Annotated in this window: 23 protein-coding genes and 4 pseudogenes; 15 read left to right on the top strand and 12 right to left on the bottom strand. The window is 71.2% G+C overall.

What is annotated here, in order from left to right:
- Positions 1-6: 6 nt before the first annotated feature.
- Complete coding sequence (locus IH68_RS0122850) at positions 7-1,275, top strand: MFS transporter (RefSeq protein ID WP_030938177.1); 1,269 nt, start codon at positions 7-9, stop codon at positions 1,273-1,275.
- A gap of 145 nt (positions 1,276-1,420) precedes the next feature.
- On the opposite strand, the gene IH68_RS0122845 is transcribed toward IH68_RS0122850, so the two are convergent.
- A complete protein-coding gene (locus IH68_RS0122845) occupies positions 1,421-2,389 on the bottom strand; it encodes a LysR family transcriptional regulator (protein WP_030938175.1) in 969 nt (322 codons plus the stop codon).
- Positions 2,390-2,543: 154 nt separating this feature from the next.
- Between IH68_RS0122845 and IH68_RS0122840 the strand changes: the two genes are divergently transcribed.
- From IH68_RS0122840 to IH68_RS0122800, 9 genes are all read left to right on the top strand, one after another.
- Complete coding sequence (locus IH68_RS0122840) at positions 2,544-3,530, top strand: fumarylacetoacetate hydrolase family protein (protein WP_030938173.1); 987 nt, start codon at positions 2,544-2,546, stop codon at positions 3,528-3,530.
- On the top strand, positions 3,527-4,489 hold the full coding sequence (locus IH68_RS0122835) for a cyclase family protein (protein WP_030938171.1): 963 nt from the start codon (positions 3,527-3,529) through the stop codon (positions 4,487-4,489). Before IH68_RS0122840 ends, IH68_RS0122835 begins: the two co-directional genes overlap by 4 nt.
- Positions 4,490-4,572: 83 nt before the next feature.
- Positions 4,573-5,709: an FAD-dependent oxidoreductase gene (locus IH68_RS0122830; protein ID WP_030938169.1), complete on the top strand. Its 1,137-nt coding sequence runs from the start codon at positions 4,573-4,575 to the stop codon at positions 5,707-5,709.
- Positions 5,706-6,722 (top strand): amidohydrolase family protein, encoded by a 1,017-nt coding sequence (locus tag IH68_RS0122825; protein ID WP_037885030.1) that lies wholly within the window; start codon positions 5,706-5,708, stop codon positions 6,720-6,722. The genes IH68_RS0122830 and IH68_RS0122825 overlap by 4 nt, the downstream gene beginning before the upstream one ends.
- A 13-nt stretch (positions 6,723-6,735) precedes the next feature.
- The gene (locus IH68_RS0122820; protein ID WP_030938164.1) at positions 6,736-7,674 is read left to right on the top strand and encodes a VOC family protein; all 939 of its coding nucleotides are present in this window, start codon (positions 6,736-6,738) and stop codon (positions 7,672-7,674) included.
- Positions 7,675-7,778: 104 nt separating this feature from the next.
- Complete coding sequence (locus IH68_RS0122815) at positions 7,779-8,750, top strand: fumarylacetoacetate hydrolase family protein (protein WP_030938162.1); 972 nt, start codon at positions 7,779-7,781, stop codon at positions 8,748-8,750.
- On the top strand, positions 8,747-9,496 hold the full coding sequence (locus IH68_RS0122810) for an SDR family NAD(P)-dependent oxidoreductase (protein WP_030938160.1): 750 nt from the start codon (positions 8,747-8,749) through the stop codon (positions 9,494-9,496). Before IH68_RS0122815 ends, IH68_RS0122810 begins: the two co-directional genes overlap by 4 nt.
- Before the next feature lie 34 nt (positions 9,497-9,530).
- Positions 9,531-10,286, top strand: coding sequence for a CoA transferase subunit A (locus tag IH68_RS0122805; RefSeq protein ID WP_030938158.1), 756 nt, complete (start codon positions 9,531-9,533; stop codon positions 10,284-10,286).
- 20 nt (positions 10,287-10,306) lie between these two features.
- Entirely contained in the window at positions 10,307-10,936 is a 630-nt protein-coding gene (locus IH68_RS0122800) for a CoA transferase subunit B (protein ID WP_030938156.1), read from the top strand.
- Positions 10,937-11,004: 68 nt separating this feature from the next.
- Here IH68_RS0122800 and IH68_RS0122795 read toward each other — a convergent pair whose 3' ends face one another.
- The 4 genes and pseudogenes from IH68_RS0122795 to IH68_RS53355 all read right to left on the bottom strand — a co-directional run bounded on the left by IH68_RS0122795 (position 11,005) and on the right by IH68_RS53355 (position 14,320).
- The gene (locus IH68_RS0122795; RefSeq protein WP_030938152.1) at positions 11,005-11,418 is read right to left on the bottom strand and encodes a DUF6069 family protein; all 414 of its coding nucleotides are present in this window, start codon (positions 11,416-11,418) and stop codon (positions 11,005-11,007) included.
- Between the two features lie 271 nt (positions 11,419-11,689).
- Positions 11,690-12,262 (bottom strand): annotated as a pseudogene (locus IH68_RS55420) (LacI family DNA-binding transcriptional regulator); the annotation flags it as partial.
- Positions 12,263-12,325: 63 nt separating this feature from the next.
- On the bottom strand, positions 12,326-13,231 hold the full coding sequence (locus IH68_RS53360) for a zinc-binding dehydrogenase (RefSeq protein ID WP_234341498.1): 906 nt from the start codon (positions 13,229-13,231) through the stop codon (positions 12,326-12,328).
- A 288-nt stretch (positions 13,232-13,519) separates the two neighbouring features.
- A complete protein-coding gene (locus IH68_RS53355) occupies positions 13,520-14,320 on the bottom strand; it encodes a class I SAM-dependent methyltransferase (protein ID WP_051833649.1) in 801 nt (266 codons plus the stop codon).
- A gap of 81 nt (positions 14,321-14,401) precedes the next feature.
- Here IH68_RS53355 and IH68_RS58190 point away from each other — a divergent pair, with 81 nt between their 5' ends.
- Positions 14,402-14,638: a hypothetical protein gene (locus tag IH68_RS58190; RefSeq protein WP_078912575.1), complete on the top strand. Its 237-nt coding sequence runs from the start codon at positions 14,402-14,404 to the stop codon at positions 14,636-14,638.
- Between the two features lie 193 nt (positions 14,639-14,831).
- Here IH68_RS58190 and IH68_RS59845 read toward each other — a convergent pair.
- Positions 14,832-14,979, bottom strand: a pseudogene (locus IH68_RS59845) (IS256 family transposase); the annotation flags it as partial.
- Positions 14,980-15,001: 22 nt separating this feature from the next.
- Here IH68_RS59845 and IH68_RS59840 point away from each other — a divergent pair.
- Positions 15,002-15,544, top strand: a pseudogene (locus IH68_RS59840) (trypsin-like serine protease).
- A 39-nt stretch (positions 15,545-15,583) separates the two neighbouring features.
- Here IH68_RS59840 and IH68_RS0122770 read toward each other — a convergent pair.
- Together IH68_RS0122770 and IH68_RS58185 are read right to left on the bottom strand one after the other, a co-directional pair.
- Positions 15,584-16,024: an OsmC family protein gene (locus IH68_RS0122770; RefSeq protein WP_030938146.1), complete on the bottom strand. Its 441-nt coding sequence runs from the start codon at positions 16,022-16,024 to the stop codon at positions 15,584-15,586.
- A 175-nt stretch (positions 16,025-16,199) separates the two neighbouring features.
- Positions 16,200-16,469: pseudogene (locus IH68_RS58185) on the bottom strand (3-hydroxyacyl-CoA dehydrogenase family protein); the annotation flags it as partial.
- Here IH68_RS58185 and IH68_RS58180 point away from each other — a divergent pair.
- Complete coding sequence (locus IH68_RS58180) at positions 16,459-16,986, top strand: helix-turn-helix transcriptional regulator (RefSeq protein ID WP_078912556.1); 528 nt, start codon at positions 16,459-16,461, stop codon at positions 16,984-16,986. The pseudogene IH68_RS58185 and the gene IH68_RS58180 sit on opposite strands and share 11 nt — an antisense overlap.
- A gap of 131 nt (positions 16,987-17,117) precedes the next feature.
- Here the strand turns inward: IH68_RS58180 and IH68_RS56440 are convergent, their stop codons facing one another.
- From IH68_RS56440 to IH68_RS0122750, 3 genes are all read right to left on the bottom strand, one after another.
- On the bottom strand, positions 17,118-17,417 hold the full coding sequence (locus IH68_RS56440) for a hypothetical protein (RefSeq protein ID WP_159403709.1): 300 nt from the start codon (positions 17,415-17,417) through the stop codon (positions 17,118-17,120).
- 157 nt (positions 17,418-17,574) lie between these two features.
- The gene (locus tag IH68_RS0122755; protein ID WP_030938140.1) at positions 17,575-18,075 is read right to left on the bottom strand and encodes a cysteine dioxygenase; all 501 of its coding nucleotides are present in this window, start codon (positions 18,073-18,075) and stop codon (positions 17,575-17,577) included.
- Between the two features lie 45 nt (positions 18,076-18,120).
- Positions 18,121-19,011 (bottom strand): hypothetical protein, encoded by an 891-nt coding sequence (locus IH68_RS0122750; RefSeq protein WP_030938138.1) that lies wholly within the window; start codon positions 19,009-19,011, stop codon positions 18,121-18,123.
- 148 nt (positions 19,012-19,159) lie between these two features.
- Between IH68_RS0122750 and IH68_RS0122745 the strand changes: the two genes are divergently transcribed.
- Positions 19,160-20,164, top strand: a complete 1,005-nt coding sequence (locus tag IH68_RS0122745) for a LacI family DNA-binding transcriptional regulator (protein ID WP_030938136.1) — start codon at positions 19,160-19,162, stop codon at positions 20,162-20,164.
- A 33-nt stretch (positions 20,165-20,197) separates the two neighbouring features.
- A complete protein-coding gene (locus IH68_RS0122740; RefSeq protein ID WP_030938134.1) occupies positions 20,198-20,986 on the top strand; it encodes an SGNH/GDSL hydrolase family protein in 789 nt (262 codons plus the stop codon).
- Here IH68_RS0122740 and IH68_RS0122735 read toward each other — a convergent pair.
- Positions 20,934-21,953, bottom strand: a complete 1,020-nt coding sequence (locus tag IH68_RS0122735; protein WP_107057511.1) for an alpha/beta fold hydrolase — start codon at positions 21,951-21,953, stop codon at positions 20,934-20,936. The genes IH68_RS0122740 and IH68_RS0122735 overlap by 53 nt on opposite strands.
- Between the last annotated feature and the right edge of the window lie 48 nt (positions 21,954-22,001).

Genomic DNA, 22,001 nt, shown 5'->3' with positions numbered 1-22,001 from the left:
GTCGCCATGCCCGGTTCCGTCCCGCCGCCCTCTGCCGCCGCGGTCGAAGACGCCGCTCCGCCACCCGTGGCCGTATCGGGTCCGGCCCATCTGCTGCGGGTGACCCTGCTGATGGCGGGCAGTTGTCTGCCGATCCTGGGGGCGGTGCTCATCGCGCCGGTGCTGCCGAAGATGCAGGATCACTTCGGATCCGTTCCGGGTGCCAAGGCGCTGGTGCCTCTCGCGCTGACCGTTCCGGCGCTGGCGTTGGCCCTGCTGGCCCCGTTCGCCGGCGTGATCGTGGACCGGCTCGGCCGCAGGCGTCTGCTGATCGTGGCGACCCTGCTGTACGCCCTGTTCGGCACCGCGCCGCTCTGGCTGGACTCGCTCGGCGCCATCATCGCAAGCCGCGCTCTCGTCGGCGTCACCGAGGCAGCGATCATGACGTGCTGCACCACGCTGATCGGCGACTACTACTCGGGGCAGCGGCGGGTGAAGTACCTCGCCCTGCAGACCATGTGCGCCTCTGCCTCGGCCACCGTTTTCTTCGTGCTGGGCGGCGCCGCCGGATCGGCGGGCTGGCGGGTGCCTTTCTGGGTGTACGCCGTGAGTCTGGCGCTCGCCCCGCTGATGGCGACCGCCCTGCCCGACCCGGCTGCACGCCCGGCCGCCGTCGAGGCATCAGTCGTGGTGGAGGCCCGACGGCCTTTCCCCTGGCGAGAGTTGCGGGGCATCTGCGCCCTGACCTTCTTCGGTGCGATGGTCTTCTACACCGTCCCGGTGGAGATGTCGTACCTGCTCGACGACCTCGGGACGAAGAACTCCGGTGTCATCGGTCTGGCCACGGCGGTCGCCAGTGCCGCGACCGTCGGTGGGGCGATCACCTTCGCCCGTCTCGGGCGCTCCCCGCAGGCGACGCTGCCGGCCGTTCTCGCCGTCTGCGGGGTCGGTTTCGGGGTGATGTTCCTCGCGGGCAACGCGCCGCTGCTGGTTGCCGGAGCGGTGATCAACTGTGTCGGTACGGGCATGCTTCTGCCCGCCCTCCTCACCGGCGCCATGTCCCGGCTGGCCTTCGAGGACCGCGGTCGCGGCACGGGACTGTGGACGGCGGCCTTCTTCGCCGGTGAGTTCGTCTGCCCGCTGGTGCTGCTCGCCGTGGAGTCGGCGGTCGGCAGCCTCGCCGGCGCCGTGGGCGTACTGGGACTGGCCGCCGCTCTCGTCGCCGCGGGACTGCTGGCGGCCCGCCGCCGCGCGCCCGCCGCCGATCCCCGGCCACTCCCGGAACAACTGGCCTGAGCACACGCACGCCGACGGCCACAGACGCATCGCTCAGGGGCCGAGGCCGGGCTGGGTCACGGCCGGCCCGGTGGCCGGGGCGAGCAACCTGCCGCCGTCGACCCTCGGCCACGATCGCGTCCCACACGGTCGACGCCGAACCGGATCACAGCCGACCCGACGCCGGCCCGGCGCCCTGTGCTCCGGAGTCGGCCGTCTCGCGGCCGTCGCCGCCCGTCAGGGTCGCGCCCACCTCTGCGGCTTTCTGCCGGAGCCAGATGTGGGCCGCGTCCTGGGCGTGGACCGGGTGCCACCACATCGCCTCCTGCACCGGTACGGCCTCGAAGGGGCAGGGCAGGACGCGTACCGCGGCGAGGCGGGTCGCGCTGCGGGCCAGGCGTTCCTGGATCATCGCGACCCGGCTGGTGCCCTCGACCATGTGGGGCAGCAACTGGAAGGCCTGCACGGACACCTCCACCCGGGGACTGATGCCGATCATGCTGAGCTGGCGCGCCGCAGGCGCGTCGTAGGGGCGCTGGTAGACGGCCCAAGGCAGGCGTGCCAGATGGTCGAGGGTGAGTGCGTCGCCGATCTCGGGGTTGTCGTCGGCGACCAGGCACAGCCATCGGTCCTGGTGGAGGTCGACGGCCGGCAGGCCGTCGATGACGCCGTGCGGCATCAGCAGGCCGTCGACCGTGCTCAGCATGGTGGCGGGGTTCTCCACCACGGACGGCGGTGTGTGCTGGAAGGTCAGCCGGATGCCGGGCGCCTCGTGGTGAAGGGCGCGGGCGAGCGCGGCGCCGAACACGGCCGTGCCGTAGTCGGAGGCGAACAGCGTGAATTCCCGGGTCTCGGCGGCGGGGTCGAAGTCGGCCTGGCTGGAGAAGACGCGTTCCAGCAGGTCGCAGGCGGTCACACTGCGGTCTCGTAGGGCGACGCCGAGCGGTGTCAGCTCGTAGGAGTTCCCGGTACGTGACAGCAATTCGTCTCCGAAATGACGGCGCAGCCTGGCCAGCGCCGCGCTCATCGCGGGCTGGCTCAGTCCGATGCGCTCGCCGGCCCGGGTGACGTTGCGCTCCTCCAGCAACGCACGCAGGGCGACGACCAGATTGAGGTCGAGACGGGACAGGTTCACCGGTTACCACCTAGGAGCGAGCTGCCGGGCTGACGGGTGAGGGCGGCCATCCTGCGAGCCATCCACGCCATGGATGTGGTGGATCCACAGGATTGATTTCCCTGATTGGTTGATCGGGGTCACAGTAGTCCGCAACCCAGCAGGAGGAAATCTGATGGCAACGCTCGTGCAACCTGCCGGCCCGTTCGCGCTCGGCACGTTCTCGGCCCAGGACGCCGGATCCCCCTTTCCCGGCCTCTTGGCCGAAGGCCGCGTACTCGACCTGAGCAAAGCCCTGGACTGGGCGCCGCGCGAGGTGCGTACCGTGGTCGAGCGGTGGGAGCAGGCCCTCCCCGAGCTGCATGCCCTGGCGGTCGACACCGCCCTCGACTGGCGGCCGCTGGAGGGCCTGCGGGTGCACGCCCCGCTGGAGCCCCGCCAGATCTTCCAGTCCGGCGCGAACTACCGTCAGCACGTGATCGACCTGGATGTCGCCCACCGCTCCCCCGACGACCCGCGCACGGTCGAGGAGGCGCGTGCGGAGATCGCCGCGGTCATGGACCGCCGGGCAGCCGAGGACCTGCCTTACGTGTTCATCGGCTTGCCGAGCACGATCGCGGGACCGTACGACGACGTCGTACTGCCCGAGTGGGCCGAACAGCCGGACTGGGAGCTGGAGTTGGCGGCCGTCATCGCCAAGCCCACCTACCGGGTGTCGGTGGAGGAGGCTCTCGAACACGTCGCCGGGTACACGATCGCCAACGACCTCACCGATCGCGCCACCGTTTTCCGCCGGGACATGAAGGCCATCGGCACGGACTGGCTGCGCTGCAAGAACGCCCCCGGCTTCACCCCGCTCGGGCCGTGGCTCGTGCCGGCCGGGTCGATCGCGGATCCGCAGGATCTTCGGGTCACGCTGAAGCTGAACGGCGACACCATGCAGGACGAGTCCACCAAGGACATGCTCTTCGGGGTCGCGCGATTGGTGTCGTACATCTCCCGGACCTCGCGGCTGCTGCCCGGCGACCTGGTGTTGACCGGCAGCCCGGCCGGCAACGGCATGCACTGGGGCCGGCTACTGCGCGACGGCGACGTCATGGAGGGCTCCATCACCGGTCTGGGCGTCCAGCGCACCCGATGTGTGGCGGAGAAGGCGTCATGAGCCTTGACCGACACGACCCGGAAGGCGCGATCACCGAGGCCGCCAAGGCGTACTCGAACTGGGGGCGCTGGGGCGAGGACGACGTGCTCGGCACGCTGAACTTCCTCGACGAGGCCAAGCGGCGCGAAGGCGCTGCGCTGGTGCGCCGGGGAGTCAGCTTCTCGCTGTCGCAGTCCTTCGACATGAACGGCCCGCAGAAGGGCTGGCGTCGGCGGACCAACCCGGTCCACACGATGCTCGACACCGGCACCGACGCCGCCCTCGGCAACCAGGGCTTCCCGCACGGCATCGGCGGCGCCGACGACGTGATCGCCATGCCGTTGCAGTGCTCCACCCAGTGGGACGGGCTCGGCCATATCTTCGACCACGGCAAGGCCTGGAACGGACGCGCCGCCGAGAAGGTCGTCACCTCCGAGGGCGACCTCGTCACCGGGATCGAGCACATGGCGCCGTATGTCGCCGGGCGCGGGGTGCTCCTGGACGTGGGCCAAGTGGTCGGCGTGGACGGTGAGTTGCCCGACGGGTTCGCCATCACCGAGGAGCATCTGACCGCGGCCGCCGCGGCGCACGGGGTGGCCGTCGGACGCGGCGACATCGTCCTCGTACGGACCGGGCACCTCGCCCGCGCCCGGCGCGAGGGCTGGGGCGACTACGCGGGCGGGCCCGCACCGGGCCTGTCGTTCACCACCGCGGGCTGGCTGCACGGCAGCGAGATCGCCGCGATCGCCACCGACACCTGGGGTTTCGAGGTGCGGCCCAACGAATTCGAGAACGCCTTCCAGCCGCTGCACCAGGTCGTCATCCCCAACATCGGACTGCTGATCGGCGAGATGTGGGACCTCGACGCCCTCGCCGCGGACTGCGCCGCCGACGGCGTGTACGAGTTCTGGCTCACCGCCGCGCCACTGCCCATCACGGGTGCGGTCGGCTCGCCGGTCAACCCCATCGCCGTCAAGTAACGCTCACGGCCGCGCCTTGACGGGGCGTGCCGCATCCCCCGCCGCCCGAAGCCGTGCGGCCCCGACCGGGAGGTATCCCCTCAATGACCGATCCCGACGCCCGTTCCGTACTCGTAGTCGGCGGGGGCGCCTCCGGCAACGCCGTCACGATCCTGCTGCGCCGTGCGGGCATCACGGTGGACCTCGTCGAGGCCAGTCCCGACTGGCACGCCTCCACCGGTTCCGGCATCACCCTCCAGGGCAACGCCCTCAGGGTGCTGCGCGAGCTTGGAGTGTGGGAGCAGGTGAGCGCCGCCGGGTTCGCCTTCGGCTCGGTGGGAATGACCGCCCCCGACGGCACTGTCCTGTTCGTCGCCGAGGACATCCAGACCGGCGGCCCGGACCTGCCCGCCACTCTCGGCATGCAGCGCCCCCGGCTCCAGCAGATCCTCAGCGACGCGGTCCGCGCGTCCGGCGCCACCGTGCACCTGGGCGTCACCGCCGAGTCCCTGGAGCAGGACGCCGACGGCGTCTCGGTACGCTTCAGCGACGGCACCGAGAGCCGATACGACCTGGTTGTCGCCGCCGACGGTCTCAACTCGGCCACCCGTGCCGCGATCGGCATCACCGACAAGCCCGCACCGACCGGCATGGCCATCTGGCGCATCGCCGCTCCCCGTCCCGAGGGTCTGGAGCGCACCGACCTCGCCTACGGCGGACCGGCCTACATCGCCGGATACTGCCCCACCAGCGAAAGCACCATCTACGCCTACGTCGTCGAGGGGTGCCGGGACCGGGCTTCGATCCCGCCGCAGTCGTACGCCGACGAGATGCGCGGCCTCGCACAGGGCTACGGCGGCTTCTGGCCCGAGATCGTGAAGCACATCGACGATCCGGCCAAGGTCAACTACACCTGGTTCGACCGCCACTTGGTCGAGGGCCCCTGGCACCGAGGCCGGGTCGTGCTGGTCGGCGACGCCGCCCACTGCTGCCCGCCCACCCTCGCCCAGGGTGCGGCGATGTCCCTGGAGGACGCCTCGGTCCTCGCCGAGCTGCTGACCACCGGACGGGACTGGGACGAACAGCTGCTCTCCGACTACCGGGCCCGACGGCTGCCCCGGGTGCGCATGGTCGTCGACGCCTCCGTCCAGCTCGGCCAGTGGGTGCTCGACGGGGTGCACGACGCCGACGTACCCGGGCTGATCGGCCGCACCATGAACGCGCTGAAGGAGCTCCCGTGACCGGTCCGAACGATCCTCTGGCGGTACCGACGATCGACGTCCACGCCCACCTCCTGCTCCCGCAGATCGAGGAGACCGTCGCCGGACACCCCGGGCTCGCCGAGGCCCGCGAGCTCGACGTCCGCCGCAACGGGCCGGCGGCCCTGGCCGTGAACGGTCCGATGGTCGGCGCGCGCCTGCCGAAGCTGACGGACGCCGCCGTGCGGCTGGCTTCGATGGACGCGCAGGGCGTGGACGTCCAGCTGGTCAGCCCGTCCCCGTCGCACTACCACTACTGGGCCGAGCCCCAACTCGCCCGGCAGGTCAGCCAGTTGGCCAACGAGGGCACCGCCGCGCACTGCGCGAAGGCACCCGACCGGCTGCGCGGCCTCGGCCTGGTCCCCCTCCAACACCCCGATCTCACCGTTGAGTTGCTCGACCATGCGCTGGAGCAGGGGTTGGAGGGTGTGGAGATCTCCTCGCACGCGCCCGGCCGTGAGCTGTCGGATCCCGCCTACGAGCCCTTGTGGTCCCGGGCGGAGGAGCGCGGTGCGCTGGTCTTCCTGCACCCGTTCGGCTGCACACTCGACGAGCGCCTGGACCAGTGGTACCTCTCCAACACCGTCGGTCAGCCCAGCGAGAACGCGGTCGCCCTCTCCCACCTGATCTTCTCCGGCGTCCTGGACCGCCATCCGGGACTCAAGCTGATCGCGGCGCACGGCGGCGGCTATCTGCCCACCCACATCGGCCGCTCCGATCACGCCTGGCGGGCCCGCCCCGACGCGCAGGGCTGCTCACGGGAGCCGAGCAGCTATCTACGGCAGCTGTACTTCGACTCACTCGTCCACGACCCCCACGTCCTGCGGGAGTTGCTCCGGGCCGCCGGGCCCAAGCGGGTCCTGCTCGGCTCCGACTTCCCCTTCGACATGGGCACCGACGACCCGCTGGACGCACTGCGTGCCGCGGACCTGCCCGAGCCCGACTTCCACGCGGTGCGGGGCGGCAACGCCGCCGCCCTGCTCAACCTCACCTGAGGAGAAACCCCCCATGAGCAACCGCCTGCTCACCCACCTGCGGCACGTCGACCTGGCCGTGCCCGACTACGACAAGCAGCTCGACTTCTACTCCGGCGTCTGGGGTCTGACCAAGGTCGCCGAGGACTCCGGCATCTCCTTCCTGGCCGCCGAGGGCAGCCCCGAGCAGTACGTCATCCGGCTGCGCAAGGCCGACGAGAAGCGCCTCGACCTGGTCTCCTACGGCGCGGCGAGCGCGGCCGATGTGGACACCCTCGCCGAGCAACTCCTCGCTGACGGCGTCCAGTTGATCTCGCAGCCGGGCAAGGTGGACACCCCCGGCGGCGGCTACGGCTTCCGCTTCTTCGACGTCGACGGCCGCACCATCGAGGTCTCCGCCGACGTCGAGGTACGGCAGCACCGCAGGATCGAGGAGAAGGAGTCGATCCCGGTCAAGCTGTCGCACGTCGTCCTCAACTCCCCCGATCTGAACCGCACCCGGGAGTGGTACGAGCGCCACCTGGGCTTCCGCCACTCCGACACGCTCAGCTCGCCGCACATGGGCGAGGTCATGCACTTCATGCGGATCTCCAACCAGCACCACTCGATGGCCATCGCTCAGGGCCCGCACACCGCCCTGCACCATGTCTCCTTCGAGATGCGCGGCCTGGACGAGTACATGCGCGGCTCCGGGCGGGTGATGCGGGCCGGGATCCGCAAGATCTGGGGCCCCGGCCGCCACATGGCGGGCGACAACACCTTCACCTACTTCCTCGACCCGCACGGCAACACCGTCGAGTACACGACGGAGCTGGAGGTCCTGGACGAGGACACCTGGCACCCGCACGTCTACGACTTCTCCCAGCCCGAGGTCACCGACCAGTGGGGCACCGCGAACCCCATGAACGAACTGATCGCCAAGGAGTCCTTCAACGACGTGGACCGCGGCGTCTTCGTCGCCCCGCCGGTCTGACCGGCACCCCCGGTCACCGGGGGCGCGGCAGCCCTGTCATGCCCTGACTCCCCGCCGCGCCCCCGGCCCCGCTCCGCCCGCCCTCCCGCCGACAGGACCCTGCCATGCGTTTCGCCACGTACGAGTACCGCAACCGACGCCAAGTGGCCGTCGTCGAAGAGGACGGCACGCTCCACCCCCTGCCCGGCGTCGCCTCACTCACCGGGCTGCTCGCCGAGGGCGGCGGTCTGCCCGAACTGCTCGATGCGGGCTCCGCGACGACCGACGTGCCGGCCGGCCCCCATGTCTCGGACGTACAGCTGCTGGCGCCGCTCCAGCCGCCCACCGTGCGGGACTTCGTCACCTTCGAGGAGCACGTGGAGGGGATACGGCGGTCCGTGGACGGCAGCGTGGGCGTGCCCGAGCAGTGGTATGCGGCCCCCACGTTCTACTTCACCAACCCGTACGCGGTGTACGGCCCGGGGGACGACATTCCCATGCCGCCGGGATCCGGCGTGCTGGACTTCGAGCTCGAGGTCGCCGCTGTGATCGGCAAGGAGGGCCGCGACCTCACTCCCGAGCAGGCCCGTGAGCACATCGTCGGCTACACCGTGTTCAACGACTGGTCCGCCCGCGACCTGCAGTCCGCCGAGATGCGGGTGGGGCTCGGCCCGTGCAAGGGCAAGGACACGGCCACCACCCTGGGCCCCTACCTGGTCACCGCCGACGAGCTGGACGAGTACCGCGACGAGGAGGGGTTCCTGCGGCTCGCTCTCACCGCCGAGGTGAACGGCGAGGTGGTCGGCAAGGACCTGCTGTCCAACATGAGCTGGACGTTCGAGGAGATGGTCGCCTACGCCTCGCGCGGGACCTGGGTGCGCCCCGGTGACGTCCTGGGCTCGGGTACCTGCGGCAACGGCGGCTGCCTCGCCGAGCTGTGGGGCGTACGAGGCAGGCAGGACCCGCCGCCGCTCAAGCCGGGCGACACGGTCACCCTCACCGTCGAGGGCATCGGCACTGTCTCCAACACCGTGGTGCCCGGCGCCGATCCACGACCCGTCCCGGCCGGCCGGCGCCGCTCCCGGGAGCGGCCGTGAGCGGCCTCCATCCGAAGCGGCTGCTCGGCAAGGTCGTCGTGGTGACGGGCGCGGCAGGCGGCCAGGGCGCCGCGGAGGCCGAGGCACTCACCCGCGAGGGCGCGCGAGTGATCGCCACCGATGTGACAAAGGGGCCCGGCTGTCGCCGCCTCGACGTCACCAGCGAGCAGGACTGGGCCGAACTCGCCACCGAACTGCGGGAGTCGTACGGGCAGGTGCACGGACTGGTCAACAACGCGGGCGTCACCTGGCGCGCCCGCATCGACGAGGTACGCCCCGAGGACATGGCCCGCGTCCACGCCGTCAACGTCACCGGGCCGCTCCTGGGCATCCAGCACCTGGTGCCGCTGATGCGCGCGGGGGCGTCGATCGTGAACGTCGGCTCGTCTGCGGCGCTCACCGCCCACTACCCGGTCGCATACACGGCCAGCAAGTGGGCGCTGCGCGGCCTGTCCAAGACCGCCGCCATGGAACTGGGGCCCCGCGGTATCCGCGTGAACACCCTCCACCCCGGCTTCATCGAGACGGACATGACCGCCTCCGCGGCTCCGGCCTTCCGGGAGGCGAACCTCCGTCTGACCCCGCTCGGTCGCACCGGCACGGTGGACGACATCACCCCGCTCGTCACCTTCCTCCTCTCGGACGACTCCGCCTTCATCACCGGAGCCGAGATCCCGGTGGACGGCGGCCTCACCTCCCACGGCGGCGCGATGCCGATCTCGGACGCCCTGCGCCCCGACGCATGAACCAGCACACGCACGGCAGAAAGGCTCATGGGCCATGGACAAGGTCTGCGCGAGCGCCGCGGAGGCGGTCGCCGACATCCCCGACGGTGCGTCGCTGGCCGTCGGCGGCTTCGGCCTCAACGGCATTCCCGACGTGCTCATCCAGGCCCTCCACTCCCAGGGCGCCACAGGCCTGCGGGTCGTGTCGAACAACTGCGGCGTGGACGGACGGGGACTGGGCGTCCTGCTGGCCGACGGCCGGATCGCCCGCGTGACGGGGTCCTACGTCGGCGAGAACAAGGAGTTCGCCCGCCAGTACCTGTCGGGCGAACTGGAGGTGGAACTGGTCCCGCAGGGCACGCTGGCCGAGCGGCTGCGCGCCGGAGGTGCGGGCATCCCCGCCTTCTACACGCCCGCGGGGGTGGGCACTCAGGTCGCCGTGGGCGGCCTCCCCTGGCGCTACGCATCCGACGGCGCGGTGGCCGTGGCCTCCCCGGCCAAGGAGACCCGGGACTTCGCCGGCCGGACGTATGTCCTGGAACACGCCATCACCACCGACTTCGCACTCGTACGGGCCTGGCGCGGAGACACCCACGGAAACCTGGTCTTCCGCAAGGCGGCCGGCAACTTCAACCCGCTCGCGGCGATGGCCGGCCGCATCACGGTCGCCGAAGTCGAACAGCTCGTGGAACCGGGCGAGTTGAACCCGGACGAGGTGCATCTGCCGGGCATCTTCGTGCAGCGGGTGGTGGAGCTGACGGCCGCCCAGGCCATCGCCAAGCAGATCGAGAAGAGGACCGTACGCGCATGAGCACCGCCATCCCCATCCGACTGGGCTGGACCCGCGACCAGATGGCCGCCCGCGCCGCCGCCGAACTCACCGACGGCTCCTACGTCAACCTCGGCATCGGCCTGCCCACCCGCATCCCCGGCCACCTCCCGCCCGGCGTACACGTCGTCCTGCACTCCGAGAACGGCATCCTCGGCACCGGCCCGTATCCGTACGAGGACGAGGTCGACCCGGATCTGATCAACGCGGGCAAGGAGACCGTCACCGTCCTGCCCGGCGCGTCCTTCTTCGACTCCGCGCTCTCCTTCGGCATGATCCGCGGCGGTCACATCGACACGGCCGTCCTCGGCGCCATGCAGGTCTCCGCCGGCGGCGACCTGGCCAACTGGATGATCCCCGGCACCATGGTCAAGGGCATGGGCGGCGCCATGGACCTCGTCCACGGCGCCCGACGCGTCATCGTGCTGATGGACCACACCGCCAAGGACGGCACCCCGAAGCTGGTCGAGGAGTGCACGCTGCCACTGACCGGAGAGCGCTGCGTGCACCGCGTCATCACCGACCTCGGCGTCCTCGACATCACGCCCGACGGCCTGCTCCTGGTGGAATGCGCGCCGGGTGTGAGCGTGGACGACATCGCGGCTCGAACGGACGCGCCGGTGAAGACCTGAGCCACGCGTCCGTGCGCTGCGGGCAGGGATGGTGAGTCCCTGCCCGCGCCACGTTTTCCGGCGCGTTCCTACGACAGGGGCATGACCTTGCGGTAGGCGAGGACCGCGGCCGTCGCAACCACGACATGCATCAGCAGCAGCGCCCCGACGCCGGTCGCGCCGCCGGCGCCGAAGAGCAGGAAGTCGGGAACGAAGGACACGACGACGAGCGTCGGCACCAGCCACCGCACCAGCGCCCGGGGATCCTTCGACACCCTGCGCACAACGGCCCAGCCGACCGCGCCGGCCACGACGCCGACCGCCGTCAGGAATATGTACGAGGACGCCTTCAGCGGCTTGAAGTCGTCAGGCGCGCCCGCGGCCGAGGCGAGGAGCGCAAGGAGCGCGTCCGCCGCGGAGGCCACGACGATCGCGGCGAGCACACCTCCCGCCACTACGAGCGGACCACGGCGGACGACGACTTCGTCAGAGGCAACAGACATGGCAACTCCGAGGAGGGGACGGCGGAGGGGCTCCGCGAGAAGTGTTTGAATCAACAAACGGTAGTCTGAACGAATGTGTTTGAGGATTCAAGCTCAAGCGGCTACGGAGTCCACTGTCCGGCCTCGCCCCAGGCAGCCGACCGTTCCCGCGCCACATCGCGCAGGAGTCCGTGGAACACCTCCACCAGCGGAGTCAGCGTCATATCGGTCCGGGTGAGCACATGGAGCCAACGGTGCAGGCGTGGTCGTACGGGCAGTGCCTCCGCCTCTCTCAGGCCGGCGGTTCCGGGGCCGGTCCGCTGGTACCCCGCACCACCAGCTTGGGTTCCAGGACCGCCTCCCGTGGTTCCAGCTCCGGCTTCTCCAGCCGTTACCCGGCGAACCGCACGGCGTGCTCCGCCATGAGGCGCGCGTCCTGGCGCACGGTGGTCAGCCCGATCGGCATCAGAGGGGAGAGATGACTGTCGTCGTATCCAACGACGGACACGTCGCGGGGAGTCTCGGGGCCCGCCCGGGTCAGGGCCATCAACAGGCCCCACGCACAACGGTCGTTGCCCGCGAGAACGGCCGTCGACAGGAGCGGACCCTGATCGCACTCCGCCACCAGCAGCCGTCCGGTCTCGATACCGGACTGCTCGGTGTGCTCGCCGGGAATCACCCGCACTTCGGCCTCCAGCCCATGGCTGCGCATTGCCGCCCGGTAGGAGCGCCGGCGGTCGGCGGAGCCCGGGCCGCGGCCGCCGTCGATGTGCACGATCCGGCAGTGGCGCAGCTCGACGAGGTGGTCCATCGCCTGCCGTACACCCTTGTCCTCGGCGCTGTGCACGAAGTCCACGCGGGCGCGCCGCCCGCCCATGAGACGAGCCGTGACGGGTGAAGTCGTCGGTGTACCTGGCCGTCGGGTGGGTCAGGGCAGCAGGAGCAGGGCCTTACCGATCACCTCTCGGGCCTCCAGTGCCCGGTGCGCCGCGGCGGCCTGTGCCAGTGGGAAGGTCTGTCCGATGAGTGGCCGCAACTCGCCGCGGGCCGCCGCTTCGACAGCCTGCGTCGCCAGCCGCCGCCGGTCCTCGGCGGAACGTTGCACATCCTGGATGCCGCGTAGCCGCACACCCCGCTCCTGTGCGGCCCGCGTGTCGACATCGGTGAAAGAACCGCTGGGCGCGCCGTGCACGGAGAACCGGGCGCCCGGCGCCGTGAGTTCGAAGGCGGCTCGGCCGACCGCCCCGCCCACGCCGTCGAAGACGACATCGACGCCCCGGCCGCCTGTCGCCTCCCGCACCCGTGTGGTCCAGTCGGGGTCGGAGTAGTCGGCGAGGACATCGGCACCGCGCTCGTGGGCAGTGGCCAGTTTGCGCTCGCCGCGCGCCGCGGCGATGGTGCGGGCGCCGGCCACGTGCGACAACTGGACCAGCAGGCTGCCGAGCCCTCCGGCCGCCGCCGTGATCAGGACCTGGTCGTCCTTGGTGACCTCGGCGGCCTCGAAAACCGTCAGCGCGGTCGTGCCGTCGTTGAGGAGCGCGGCGGCCTGCGGCAGCTCCAGCCCGTCCGGGACGGGGATCAGAGCCTCGACCGGTACGACGACCTGCTCGGCATAGCCTCCGTAACCACCGGCGTGGGCGGCCACCCGTCGGCCCACCCACACGGGGTCGACACCCGGGCCGACCGCACGCACGTGCCCGGCCACGCCGTCGCCCGGTACGTAGGGCGGCTCCACCGAGAAGAACTCCCGGCCCCAGCCGTTCCTGACCTGGGTCTCGATGAAGAGGATGTCGGCGACCGTGACGTCGATCACCGTCTGTCCCTCACCGGCCACGGGGTCGGGCGCCTGCGGTGGCGTCAGAACCTCGGGGGGCCCGAATCGGTTTACCTGGACGACGAGCAAGTCGGCACTCTCCTCATACGTGTGCGGTGGGCGGGGACGGACTCGCCGTGCCCCAGTCGGCGGTCGGTGCACCGACTGTCCTACGGGGGAAGCCGCGCGCCGACGGAAACAGGACACCGGGCGAAGGAAGGCGGGCGGGAGACGTGGGGCCCGGTCGACGTCAACTCGCCCAGCGCCGGTGTGCCGCACCGCTCGGGCTCCCGGCCCCGCCCCGGACATTCACCGCTCGGGCTTCTGACCCCAGACGCAGAACCGCAGCATGGTGACGTCACGGTCGCGCGGGTCGTCGAGGCCCGCCACGAACGCCTCGAGGTTCTCGGCGCTCACCACTCCCTGCTCGATCATCGAGGGGCCCTGGAGCTTCATCCTCAACCGGATCAGTTCGCTGTCCAGTTCGTCCTGTCCCGGACCCAACGGGGCCACCCGCATCTCGACCGAGGTCAGTCCCGCCCTGGCGAACGTCGACGGCAGCCTGCGGCCCCAGTGCATGTCCGCGCCCACGGCCTTCCAGCCGGCGAAGTACGCGCCGATCAACGCCCGTGCGGCAGGGCTGACGGCGTGCTCGCTGGGCAGGAAGTAGAAGTCCTCCAGCAGGATCCAGCCGCCCGGCGCCAGCCAGCGCACCACCCGCTCGAACGTCTCCTCGGCCTTGGGCAGGTGCTCGAACACGGCCCGGGCCAGGATGAGGTCGGTCGAGTCCGGCTCGAACTCGGCCTCCGCGACGTCCTGGCGCACTACCGTCAGGTTCGGCGCGCGCCGCGCGTCCAACCGACGGATGTCGGTGTCGAGGGCGATCACCGAGCCCTGGTCGGCCTGTGCGGCCAGCCAGTACGACATGGAGCCCGACCCTGCCCCCACGTCCAGGCAGCGCCAGTTCCGCCCGATCGGCAGGCTCGCCAGAATCTCCGCGGTGAGTGGGTCGTAGACCCACTCCCACAGCAGGGCCAGGGCGTCATCGCCCGCGGCGCCCGCGGGGGCCTTCGTGCCCTCGGCCCGGAAGGCGTCGGCGTTCTCCTCCACCCATTCCCGGGAGGTCCGCGCCGGCCGGCCACACGACTGGCTGCTGCTCGCCGGTCCGCGGCAATCTGCCGGGATCCGGCCGTGACCACCGGGGGAGGCAAGCGCACCGTACCGACCGAACTGGCGGCCCTGGCCATGGGGGTCTCGTCGGCGACCATCCGGAAATGGGCCAGTCGAGGAAAGCTCACCCGTCTTGGCACCGCACAGCGCGCGGAGTACGACCTCGACGAGTTGTACACGTTGCGACAGACCCGACACCGCGAAGCCCCGAGCCGGGCCCGGACGGTCGATGACGCAGCTGATTCCGGCCCGGAGTGAAGAGGGCCCGTGCGGTCACGTGAGCTGTTCGCGTAGACATGCAGTGCAGGATCGGAGTTGACGTGTGATCGGCCCGCCACCAGGGCGGTGGGCACGGTCTCGTTGCCTTTGCCTGCCACCCTCACCACACGGCACGTGCAGCCCGGCCACCACGAGACGACCGGCCGGCCGTCGGCCGCGCCGGGTCGCTGCAGCACCTCAGCTCGGATGCGGGGAACACCTCGGCCAGTGCCTGCCCAGAAGCCCAGGGCGCCGTCCCCGACCGCCGGAACCGGGGCGCACGTGCGACGACGGGCGCAGTCGCGCATCAAGTCGGCCCACGACTCGGCACATTCACGGTATCTGAACGCGCAACACACCGCCATGCGCGAGGAGATCCTCGCCTACTACGCCCAGGGCAAGGAGGACGCCCGGCTCAGGAAGGGCGGAGCCGCGGCCGGGCGGCTGGAGTTCTGGCGTACGCAGGACGTGCTGCGGCGGCTGCTGCCCGCGGCGCGCGTGCTCGACGTCGGCGGCGGCAGCGGGGTGCACGCGGAGTGGCTCCGCCCGAATCCCCGGAGTCACCGCCCGCCTCGGGACGCCCGTGAACTGCCCGCCCCAACGCCGCCTACGACGCGGTGCTGATGCTGGGCCCGCTGTACCAACCTGCCCGAACGGACCGGCCGAGTAGAGGCCCTCGCCGAGGCGTGCACGGGCGCCGTCGTGAACATCCACGGTTACGGCTTGTTCGGCAAGCACCCCAAGAACCGGCGCAGGGCCACCGTCCGCGTGACCGGCGTCAGGCACGACGACATCAGCGGCCGGACCATCTGGACCAAGAAGCTCAGCGCTGACACCGAGCCGGGCGACTCCGGCGGCCCCGCCTTCCACAAGGGCAAGCAGGTCGGCGTCGTCACCGGGGTCTGAGCCCTTCCGGTCGTGTCGTCGCAGTTACGTGAGGTGGGGTCAGGCCTCCTCGACCGCCACGGTGACGGGTGTGCCGGTCTCGACCGTGCGGCTGACCGTGCAGAGCCGGTCGTGGGAGGTCTTGACGGCCCGGGGAAGAATCGCGCGGGCCCGGTCCGCGCCCTCGCCGTCCGGGAAGGCGACGGAGAAGGTGACCTGGAGATCGGTCATCCGGTTGCCGAGCTCGTCATTGATCTTGTTGCCGGTCACCGCGACGGAGAACCTGGTCGGCTCCGCATGGCGGCTGGTGGCGATGTCGACGTCGACCGCCGTACAGCCGCCGAGCGCGGCGAGCAGCAACTCCACCGGGGTGAATTCGTCCTCCCCCTCGGGTTCGGAACCGGTCCCGAAACTGATCGTGCCGCCGCGGGCGTTCGTTGCGACGAAGTGTCCGGTACTGGTTCGCTCGACGGTGATGGAGCGCAGGGAGTCATCTGCCATGACGACGACACTAAGCGCTCCGCGGGGTGTGCGGCGAAGCGCTGGGTGCCCCGGGACCGGCACTCCGAACGCATCGCCGCGGTCACCGCAGGCTCTCCAGTGGCAGGGCGAGGTCCAGGTGCACCCGCATCACCCATAGCGGGGCGAGAACCTTCTGCGTCTCACCCCACTGCCTTCATCGCGGCCCGCTCTGCTGGTACGAGTGGAAACCCCGGCCCGTCTTGCGGCCGAGAAGGCCGGCCTCGACCAGGCGGCGGAGCGTCGGCGGTGCGCTGTGGTTCGGATCGCAGGACTCTGCGTACAGGGACTCGGAGATCGACAGGACGACGTCCAGGCCGATGAGGTCGGCGAGGCGGAGCGGGCCCATCGGGTGCGAACAGCCGAGGGTCATGGCGTCGTCCACCGCGTCCGGTGAGGCGTAACCCGACTCGACCATGCGGACGGCCCCTCGGGGAGTGGCGCTGCGTCTGCTCGCCGACCTCGCCGATCCGCGGCGCAAGGTGGCGATTCTCAACAACGCCGTGACGCTCCAGAGGCTGACCGGAGACCGGCTGGAACTCGCCCGGTCACTCGCGGCACTCGGCTCCGCCCAGCGGGCCGTCGGCGAGACCGGTCCCGCCCGGCAGGCGCTGTACCAGGCGCTGCGGCTGGCCGAGCAGTGCGGCGCCGCGCCCCTGCACCGCTCCCTGTTGAGCACTGAGGCGGACGCCTCCCCTGTGCCACCTGCCGAGGAGGCGGAGGATCCGCTGACCGCAGCGGAACGCCGGGTCGCGTCGCTGGCTTCCTGGGGGCACTCCAACCGGGAGATCGCCGACCAGCTGTGTGTCACCGTGAGTACGGTCGAACAGCATCTGACCCGCATCTACCGCAAGCTCAACGTGACGGGACGGGCCGAACTGCCTGCCGTCTACCAGGATTTCACCGAGGACGGCACAGGCCCGCAGCTGCCCCGGACCAGCTGACTGGCCCACGGCAGGATCACAGGGGATCCCGAACTTCCGCCATCGCGCATGCGCCGTGGCAAGGGCGGCCGGGAAGAGGGACCAGTCCCTCTTCCCGGCCGCCCCGTGGGTGGTGGCCCTGCCGCCGATGGTCAGACGCAGAGGAGGACGATCAGGCCGTTGCACTCGTTGTCGCCGTCGTCGTCACCACCACCATGGCCACGGTGACCTCTTCCCGCACCGTGGCCTTGTGCCGAGCTCGGCTCGGCAGCGGTCGTCTTTGCGGTGAGCTGCACGGCGGGCGTCGCGTCAGCGGCGGAGGCGGCGGTCGCCGTCCCGGCCGCGCAGGCTATGCCCAGCACGGCACTCACCGCGAATATTCGCGGAAGGCGGAAAGCGATCTTGTTGGCGCGACCGGGGCGAATGGGGTTGTTCCCCTGCGTTGTGTTCATGCAGCCACCTTGCACACCCCTGCGGCCAATTTCGCTCCGAGCGCGGCCGATTGGGTGAGCCCTGCGGAACGGGGCCCTTCGCAGTTCCCCCGGCGCGTCGCGAGCGCTCCTCCGCAAGCACGAACTCGTGCTTCTCAGCCCGGACTTGCGCGCCCCCTCAGGCAGCCGGAGTGTCCAGGGGTCGCAGCTCGTCCGCGTACGAGACGGACATGCGGCGCATCAGGCCGTCCGCTGAGATGTCGTACTGGCCCAGGCGCCACAGCGGTGGGGAGTAGGCGTGGATGGAGACGGCGTCGTCGGTGGCGCCGGTGAGGCGGTGGATGTGCTCGGGGCCGAAGCAGAACGATGTGCCGGCGTCGACGGTGACGCGCAGATGGCTGCCGCCGATGCGCGGGGTGGACTCCTCGAGCGCGCCCTGTACGACGGTGACGGCGCCGGCGGAGAGGTCGTGGTCGTGCCAGCCGGTGTCGTTCTGCCGGGTCCAGCACAGCAGCCAGACGTCGACGTAGGCGTCGCGGTACAGGGATGCGTAGTGTCGCTCGTGGTCGGAAAAGGCCACATGGGCGCGCCAGAGGTCCGGGCGGGCGGCGAGGTCCGTCACGAGTGCCTGGAGTTCGCGCTTGTCGAGGGTCCGCTCGGGCAGGGACTCGTACGTCATGGGTGTGGCTCCTTTCAGGGTGCGTCCGGCACGGGGCGCGGTGGTTCAGGTGCGGCCGTGCAGCAGGCGGGCGGGGTTGGCGGTGCGCAGGGCATGGACGGCGGCGTCCGCGCCGAGGTCGGGGACGACGGGCGGGGCGTAGGGGCGGTCGCTTCCGCTGACGACCACGTCGATGCCGACGGCGCGGACGAGTGCGTCGACGGCCCGGCTGCCGTAGGAGGAGGTCTCGTAGAACACGTCGAAGTCGATCTCGCCGCGTCCGCCGCCGCGCGCGGCGAGCCGTTCCCCGTGCAGGGGGGCGAGGCCCGCGAGGGCGGCGAAGCAGACGCGCAGGGCCGGGTGGCGGGCGCGGCCGAAGGCGCGGAAGGCGAACCAGGAGGCGTGCAGCTGCTGCACGTACGGGACCAGGGCCGGCCACCACGGCGGGGTGCCGTCGGCGGGCGGGGCCGCGCCGGGGTGGACGAAGAGGGGCTTGTCGTGACCGGTGAGCACGTCGAGGAGGGGGGCGCAGTGTGCCCAGCCCGCCGCGTCGAGGAGGGCGGTGGCGGGGAGTTGAAGGCCGACGCAGCCGCGGCGCAGTTCGCGTTCCACCGCCTCGGGGTCCGGTGCCGTCAGGCACGGGGAGGCCCAGACGGCGAAGGGTGCCGGGAGGGCGAGGGCGCCGTCGTGGAACGCCGTCAGCAGGGGGGCGGCCTCGGCCGGCGGCAGATGTTCGATGCCGAGGGGGCTGGACAGGGACACCAGGGCCAGGTCGAGACCGTCGGCGGCCGCGAGCCGGGTGCGGGCCGCGATGTCGTGGTCGGCCGGGTCGGCTGCGTAGGGCGGTTCGCCGGCCAGGTGCAGGGCCCAGCCGTCGAGGTACGGAGGGGTCGTGCGGGAGCGCAGCAGCTCGATGAGGGCGGGCGGCCAGATGTGTTGGTGGACGTCGGTGGGCACGCGGCGGTCCTCGCTGAGCAGTGCGGTGTTAAGCGTTTCACTGATGCGCTTAACTTAACCGCTTAACAAGGAGCTGTGTCAACGGTCTCCGGGCTGCGGGCGGGGCGGTGTGGCCACAATGCGGGGGCGCCCCGGTAGGCTTCCCGGCATGGCCAGCCCCAACAAGCGCACCACCCTCCGGGAGGTGGCCGAGGCCACGGGCCTCTCCACCGCAGCCGTCTCCTACGCCCTGCGCGGCAAACACGTCTCCAAGGAGACCGAGGAGCGGGTGCGCAGGGCCGCGGCCGAGCTGGGTTACGAGGCCGATCCCATCGCGCGCGCCCTGGCCAGCGGTCGTACCAGCATGGTCGGCGTCCTCGCGGGCGACCTCCAGGACCTGTGGCAGCAGCAGTTGATGGCCGCCATCGGCCGGGAACTCCTCGCCGGCGACCGTTACGCGCTGATCCTGGACGCGGGCGGGGACCCCGACCGCGAGCTGGTGCTTGCCAAGCAGCTGCGCGACCAGCGGGTCGACGCGCTGCTGGTGTCTCCCGTGGATCCCTCGGCACAGGGCTGGGCCGATATCGCGGACGCACTGCCGGTGGTGGCCGTCGGCGACTCGCTGAGCCGGGCCCGCACCGCCGGCCAGGTCATCTTCGACAACCGGGCCGGCATCGACGCCGTACTGGAGTATCTGCACGAACTGGGACACCGCCGGGTCACCGTCCTGACCCCGACCCGGCCCAGCACACCGGACCGGCCGGCCGACGTGTATGTGGGCGAGGCGGCCGATCGACTCGGGCTGCGGGCCGAACTGGTGCCCTGTCCACAGGAGTTGGGCGAGGCGACGGCGGTGGCGCGGCGCGTGCTGCAGGGTGCGCACTCACCGACGGCTGTGTTCTGTTTCTCGGACTCGCTGGCGTACGGGGTGTATGCGGCCGCGGCGGAGGACTCCCTGGAGGTGGGCCGGGACGTCTCCGTGGTCGGCTTCGACGACCATCCGGTGTCGCGGGTGCTCACACCGCCGCTGACCACGGTGGACTGGGGGCTGAGCGAGATCGCGGCCGAGGCGGCGCGGCTGACGGTTGCCGCGATCGAGGGCAAGCGGGTGCGCAGGAAGCGGGTGCTGTGTGCGCCGCGGATGCGGGAACGCGGGTCGACCGTGCAGGTCTGAACTCCGGGTGAACCGAAGATAGACTCACGCGGCATGACCGTCTCCCACCCGTATCTGCGTTACGTCGCGATCGGCGACAGTCTGACGGAGGGCGTCGGCGATCCGGGGCCGGCGGGCGGGCCCCGCGGCTGGGCCGACCGGTTCGCCGAGATCCTCGCGCGGACCCAACCGAATCTCACGTACGCCAATCTCGCCGTCCGCGGAAAGACCAGCACGCAGATCAGGGCCGATCAACTCGGTCCGGCGCTCGCGCTGCACCCTGACCTGGTGACGGTGACGGCGGGCATGAACGATGTCGTACGGCCGCGCTACGACCCCGAGGCGGTCGCCGCGAACATCGAGGAGACGTTCGCCCGGCTGACCGCGGCGGGCGCGCGCGTCGCCACCATGACCTTCCCGGACCTGGGCAAGGTGTCACCGGTCGCACGCCGGGTACGGCCCCGGATCCTCGACCTCAACGCGCGTGTGCGGGTGCTCGCGGCACGGCACGGGGTCGCCGTCCTGGACGTGTTCCCGCATCCGTTCACGGCCGACCCGCGGCTGTGGAGCGACGACCGGCTGCATGCGAGTCCGACCGGACACGCCCGGATCGCCTCCGGAATGGCCCACACGTTCGGAATGCCGGGCCACGACGACTGGGCCGAGCCTCTGCCTCCGCGGTCACCGGTCCCGGTGCTGCGTGCCGTGGGGGCCGATGTGCGCTGGGCCGTGGACCATGTCGGGCCCTGGCTGTGGCGGCGGCTGCGCGGTCATGTGCCGGGAGACGGATTCACGGCGAAGCGACCCGAGCCGACCCCGGTGAGGCCGCAGCAGGTGGCCTGAACTGCCTTTGCATCTCCGGGTGTTCGGGCGGACTCGGCGGCGTCCGGCAGTGCGGGAGCATGCGGCCGGGACCGCCGCGGGTCGTGCTCGGGTCTGTCCGGCGGGCCGGGGCGGTGTCCAGAGGGCCGCCCGGACCCGGCGCCGGCAGCGACGACAGGCTGCGGCGGGACACCCGACCCAAGGTGTCCGACAGGTGGGTGCCGGGCGGTCGGACGCCTTTGCGGGCCGCAGGGGCCGTGCTACGCGGCGCAGGCCCGGACGAACGCGTCGGCCAGTTCGGCGGGCGGGTGAAGCACCCTTCGTGGCTGCCGGGCGCCTCTATGACCAGCGGGTTCTTCAGGCGCTGCGGGAAGCGGCCGGCCCATGCCCAGTCACCGGGAAGGGAGAGGTCCTCGGTGGAGAGGATGTAGGCGGTGGGGATGTCGAGCGCGGTGAACGCCGTCGTGTCCGGCTTCTCGGTGAAGGTGCCCAGGGGCTGCGGCACGAGCAGGGAGTGCACGGTCCGCTGGGTCTCCTCACCGGCGTCCTGCATGAACGCCTGCTGCCAGACCTCCAGGGGCAGCGTCACCGTGTCGTTGCTAGAGGCGGCTGCCAGGGCGTGGAACATCTCGCCGTAGTGCGGCGGGCATGCGTCGATCAGCGACTCGCCGTCCTGCGGCACGAACGCGCTCCAGAACACCAGCCGCCGTATCCGGGCGGCGAGTTCGGGCGCGGCGCCGGTCAGGACGTATCCGCCCCAGCTGTGTCCGACCAGGGTGATGTCGGTCAGCCCGGCCCGTTCGACGTACTCCACGAGGCTGTTCACACAGTCGGTGAGGGTCACGCCGCGTGGGTCGTCGTCGGCGCCCAGCCCGGCCAGGGTCGGGGTGTGCACCTGGTGCCCGGCCGCCCTCAGCTCGTTCGCCACGGGGCGCCAGGCCCAGCCGCCGTGCCAGGCGCCGGTCACCAGGACGAAGGTCTCGCTCATGTCGATCTCCTTTGATCGAGGGGGAAGTGCGGGTGGAGGGGCTGCCAC

Origin of the sequence: Streptomyces sp. NRRL S-646 (assembly GCF_000720765.1) — a bacterium.
Lineage (GTDB): Bacteria > Actinomycetota > Actinomycetes > Streptomycetales > Streptomycetaceae > Streptomyces.
This window is presented reverse-complemented; position numbering and strand designations above follow the sequence as displayed.

Coding starts and splice junctions, on each gene's coding strand:
- IH68_RS0122850 (WP_030938177.1), top strand. CDS start 7: ATGCCCGGTTCCGTCCCGCCGCCCTCTGCCGCCGCGGTCGAAGACGCC.
- IH68_RS0122840 (WP_030938173.1), top strand. CDS start 2,544: ATGGCAACGCTCGTGCAACCTGCCGGCCCGTTCGCGCTCGGCACGTTC.
- IH68_RS0122835 (WP_030938171.1), top strand. CDS start 3,527: ATGAGCCTTGACCGACACGACCCGGAAGGCGCGATCACCGAGGCCGCC.
- IH68_RS0122830 (WP_030938169.1), top strand. CDS start 4,573: ATGACCGATCCCGACGCCCGTTCCGTACTCGTAGTCGGCGGGGGCGCC.
- IH68_RS0122820 (WP_030938164.1), top strand. CDS start 6,736: ATGAGCAACCGCCTGCTCACCCACCTGCGGCACGTCGACCTGGCCGTG.
- IH68_RS0122815 (WP_030938162.1), top strand. CDS start 7,779: ATGCGTTTCGCCACGTACGAGTACCGCAACCGACGCCAAGTGGCCGTC.
- IH68_RS0122805 (WP_030938158.1), top strand. CDS start 9,531: ATGGACAAGGTCTGCGCGAGCGCCGCGGAGGCGGTCGCCGACATCCCC.
- IH68_RS0122795 (WP_030938152.1), bottom strand. CDS start 11,418: ATGTCTGTTGCCTCTGACGAAGTCGTCGTCCGCCGTGGTCCGCTCGTA.
- IH68_RS0122770 (WP_030938146.1), bottom strand. CDS start 16,024: ATGGCAGATGACTCCCTGCGCTCCATCACCGTCGAGCGAACCAGTACC.
- IH68_RS58180 (WP_078912556.1), top strand. CDS start 16,459: ATGCGGACGGCCCCTCGGGGAGTGGCGCTGCGTCTGCTCGCCGACCTC.
- IH68_RS56440 (WP_159403709.1), bottom strand. CDS start 17,417: ATGAACACAACGCAGGGGAACAACCCCATTCGCCCCGGTCGCGCCAAC.
- IH68_RS0122755 (WP_030938140.1), bottom strand. CDS start 18,075: ATGACGTACGAGTCCCTGCCCGAGCGGACCCTCGACAAGCGCGAACTC.
- IH68_RS0122745 (WP_030938136.1), top strand. CDS start 19,160: ATGGCCAGCCCCAACAAGCGCACCACCCTCCGGGAGGTGGCCGAGGCC.
- IH68_RS0122740 (WP_030938134.1), top strand. CDS start 20,198: ATGACCGTCTCCCACCCGTATCTGCGTTACGTCGCGATCGGCGACAGT.
- IH68_RS0122735 (WP_107057511.1), bottom strand. CDS start 21,953: ATGAGCGAGACCTTCGTCCTGGTGACCGGCGCCTGGCACGGCGGCTGG.